The sequence below is a fragment of the Streptomyces pathocidini genome, assembly GCF_001418495.1.
Taxonomy (GTDB): domain Bacteria; phylum Actinomycetota; class Actinomycetes; order Streptomycetales; family Streptomycetaceae; genus Streptomyces; species Streptomyces pathocidini.
Genome location: NZ_LIQY01000282.1, coordinates 1 through 4,053 on the forward strand (window position 1 = coordinate 1; position 4,053 = coordinate 4,053).

The following is a 4,053-nucleotide window of genomic DNA, read 5'->3' on the forward strand; positions in this document are numbered from 1 at the left end:
GTGCCCGCGCAGGCGGGGGCGGGGGACTTCCTCGCGTGGCTGCGGACGCCCCGCGTCCGGGAGGCGCCGGGTATCTGGGCGTACGGGCACCGGCCCCGGCCGCCGGAGGAGCCGGACCGGATTCCGGGGCGGCAGCTGGTCGCCGGGGCGCTGATCTCGTTCCTGTGCGGGTGGCTCCTGTGGTCGCTGTGCTGGAACGGTTACCTGGGGGACTACTGGCTCTGGCCGCTGCTCCTGTTCACCCCCGACTCCTGGCGCGAGGCAGGCGCCAACCACATGGCCTGGGTCTGGGCCACCTACCTCTACTACGTGCTCTTCGCGCTGCTGCTCGTGGTCGTCTTCGGGCGGCTCGGCCACTGGCCGGAGGTCGCGCGCCGCTACGCCATCGAACCCGTACGGCGCCTCACGCCCGTTCGGACCGCGCAGCCGCCGCTTCCGCAGGACGCCCCCGCCGACTGGCCCGAACTGCGGGCGGCGGGCGCGGCCGACGCCGCCGAGCGGCTCGCCGCGGAGGCCCGCGCCGGGCGTATGAACGACGTCGACCACGCCCGCATCGGGCGAGCCTGGGAGTCCGTACGCGCCCGGCCCACGCGGCTGGCCGCCTTCACCGACACCGTGCTGCGCCAGGGCGCCGCCGCCTGCCCGCACCTCTCGGGCACGCGCGACCTGCCCGTACGCGCTGCCCGCCACGACCTGTACGCCCGCCAGGTCCGCCTCGGCACCGCCGCAGACGACCAGCGCAACCCCTACCGTCGGCGGGGCACCGGATTCGCCCTCGAACCCGGCCTGCTCGGCACCTCTTTGCTGGCCGTCGGCCCCTCCGGATCCGGCAAGACCGCCCGCGTGGTGCGGCCCGTCCTGGAGTCGCTGTGTCTCCAGGCGCTGGCCGGGCAGGCCGCGGTCGTGGCCGTCGGGGCGGCCGGGGCCGGGCTCGCGCCCGACGAGGCCTTCGACGTGGTCGTACGGCTCGGCAGACCCGACTCGCCCCACGACCTCGATCTCTACGGGGGTGCGACCGACCCCGACACGGCCGCGGGCACGCTCGCCGAGGGGCTGGTCGGCGACCTGTCCGGTGACGTCCGGCGGGCCGCCACCGCGCTCGCCCAGCTCCTCGGCCCCCACCGCGCGGTCCACGGCCGCTTCCCGTCGGTGCCGGAGCTGCGTGAACTGCTCGACGGCACTCCTGCTGTCCTGGGTGTTCTGCGTGCGGCCTTGGAGGATGCGGGGGACTCCGCCCAACTCCGTGAACTCGACGCTCGTGAGCGGCAGTCGAGTCGGGACGGTGATGTGGGCGCGCTCCTCGCCGACCGGATCGCCCTGCTCGACCGCCCCGCCTTCGCGCCCTTCTTCGACCCGTCCGGCGGCGACCGCCAGTTCTCCCCGCACCTCCTCGATCACCCCCTGCGCGTACGGATCGAGCTGCCCGAGCGTGGGCACGCGGACGCCTCGCGGCTCCTGGCGCGGCTGGTGCTGGCCCAGTTCACCGAGAGCGCGGCCCACCGCACCGACCGGTCCCTGTTCACCTGCCTGCTCCTGGACGACGCCACCCACACCGTCACCGCCGAGGCGCTGCGCGGCATCCAGCGCCTGCGCTCGGCGGGCGCCGGCGTGGTCCTCGCGCTGCGCACGCTCGACGACGTGCCGGAACCGCTGCGCACCCCGCTGCTCGGCGCGGTCGGCTGCCGGGTGGCCCTCGCGGGCGTGACGACCTGGGACGGCGCGCGGTTCGCCGAGGTCTGGGGCAAGGAGTGGGTGGAGGCCCGCGACGTCACCAACCGCCAGATCATCGCCGACGAGCCGCTGACCCGCGTCACGCACACCATTCGCCGCCTCGTGACGGGCCGGGCCGTCACGGCCGAGTCGGTGACGGTCCGCAGGGTCGAACGCGAACGCTGGTCCGGCTCGGATCTGGCGAACGCGGTCCCGGCGGGCCACGCCGTCTTCTCCCTGACGACGGTGGGGGGCGAACACACCCCTCCGCTGCTGGTCGACCTCCGGTCGTAGGGCGGCGGTTCTGCTGCCCTCGGCACGGAACGGCGGAGGCAGGAGCGGGCCCGCGGCCCTGTCCGTCCTCAGGGTCCGACGACGCCGTCATTGGACTCGTCGGTGTGCCGGCGGCCAGTCGCTTTTCTCTCGTACAGGAGGCGGGCGGTCAGCAATTCCGACGTTGAGGCAGAATTGGACATGGCCGTTCGTACGGGACGGCGAAGTCCTCGCCAGAAGGTGTCATGCCCCCAACGCTCGCCTCCCTCGTTCAGCACTCCGCGCTCAAGCTCGGCGTCCGCGCCGGCGGCGAGCGGTTGGAGACCGCCGTGCGGTGGGCACACCCGAGCGAGCTCGAGGACCCCGTCCCGTACCTGGAGGGCGGCGAGCTCCTCCTGACCACCGCGATGAAGCTCGACGCCGAGGACCCCGCGGCCATGCGCCGCTACGTGCGGCGGCTGACCGACGCGGGTGTCGTCGGGCTCGGCTTCGCCGTGGGCGTCAACTACGAGGACATCCCCAAGGCGCTGGTCGAGGCCGCGGAGGAGCAGGACCTGCCGCTGCTGGAGGTCCCGCGCCGCACCCCCTTCATTGCCATCAGCAAGGCCGTGTCGGCCGCGATAGCCGCCGACCAGTACCGCGCGGTCACCGCGGGCTTCGACGCCCAACGCGAGCTGACCCGCGCCGCGCTCGGCGACGGCGGCCCCACCGCACTCCTGACGCGGCTCGCCGCGCATGTCGACGGCTGGGCGGCGCTCTACGACGCGTCCGGCGCGGTCGTGGCCGCCGCCCCCGAGTGGGCCGCCCGCCGCGCCGCCCGGCTCGCCTCCGACGTCGTCCGGCTGCGCGAGCGGCCCGCCCCGGCCAGCGCGGTCGTCGGCATCCCCGACGACCGCGAGGACCGGGTCGAGCTGCAGTCCCTCGGCACCGGCCGCCGCACCCGCGGCGTGCTCGCCGTCGGCACCGGCGCCCCGCTGGGCACCGCCGAGCGGTACGCGGTGCACTCCGCGATCGCCCTGCTCACCCTGACAACCGAGCGCTCGCGCGCGCTCCACGACGCCGAACAGCGGCTCGGCGCGGCCGTGTTGCGCATGCTGCTCGCGGGCGAGCCGGACCACGCGCGTACGGTCGCGGGCTCGCTGTACGGCGGGCTGCTGGACGCCCCGTTCCGGCTGCTGGTCGCGGAAGTGGCGCCGGGCGTACCGCCCGAGACCGCTCCCGGTGGCGAGGCCGAGGCCCCGGACCCGCTCACCGCCCTCACCGACGCCCTCGACGCCGCGGCGGCCCGCAGCGGCGAGTACGTGATCGCCGTACCGGACGGTGAGCGCCTGGTCGTCCTCGCGCCGGACGGCGGGGCGGCGGTGGCGGCCTGCGCCGAGTACGCCGAGCGGTCGGAAGCGCTGCGCGGGGCGGAGGCCAGGCCGCACGAGCGGAGCGCGGCGGCGGAGGGCGGCGAACTGGCCATAGGGCTCTCGGCCCCGGCCGGGCCGATCGCGGCGGCGACCGCGTTCCGCCAGGCCGAGCAGGCCCTGTCGGTGGCGCGGCGCCGCGGGCGGACGCTCGTGGAACACGAGCACGTGGCCGCCGGCTCCGTCCTCCCGCTGCTCGCGGACGACGCCGTACGGGCCTTCGCGGACGGGATGCTGCGCGCGCTCCACGAGCACGACGCGAAGGGGCGCGGCGACCTCGTCTCCTCGCTGCGGGCCTGGCTCTCCCGCCACGGCCAGTGGGACGCGGCGGCGGCCGACCTCGGTGTCCACCGCCACACACTCCGCTACCGCATGCGCCGGGTGGAGGAGATCCTCGGCCGCTCCCTGGACGACCCGGACGCCCGAATGGAACTCTGGCTGGCCCTCAAAGCCACCACGCCATCCGGCGCGGACTAACGAACCGGCGCCCGGCCACCACCGTTCCGGTGTGGGCACGTGTCCCCGTTCCGGTGCGGACTCCGGCTCCGCCGGTGGGCACGCGTCCCCGTTCCGGTGTGGGCAGGCGTTCCGCTAGGGGCGATGGGGGTCCCCCCGGACGGAGTCTGGGGGAGGGTGGGCACACCGGAACCCGCACCCGGCG

Annotated in this window: 2 protein-coding genes; both read left to right on the forward strand. The window is 75.6% G+C overall.

Translation table 11 applies throughout. From position 1 onward, the window contains the following. Positions 1 to 2,004, forward strand: a 2,004-nt coding sequence (locus tag AOK16_RS15005) for a type IV secretory system conjugative DNA transfer family protein (protein ID WP_055472755.1), incomplete at its 5' end; no start/stop codon positions are given. A gap of 224 nt (positions 2,005 to 2,228) precedes the next feature. Continuing rightward, the gene (locus tag AOK16_RS15010; protein WP_055472756.1) at positions 2,229 to 3,869 is read left to right on the forward strand and encodes a PucR family transcriptional regulator; all 1,641 of its coding nucleotides are present in this window, start codon (positions 2,229 to 2,231) and stop codon (positions 3,867 to 3,869) included. Positions 3,870 to 4,053: the final 184 nt, after the last annotated feature.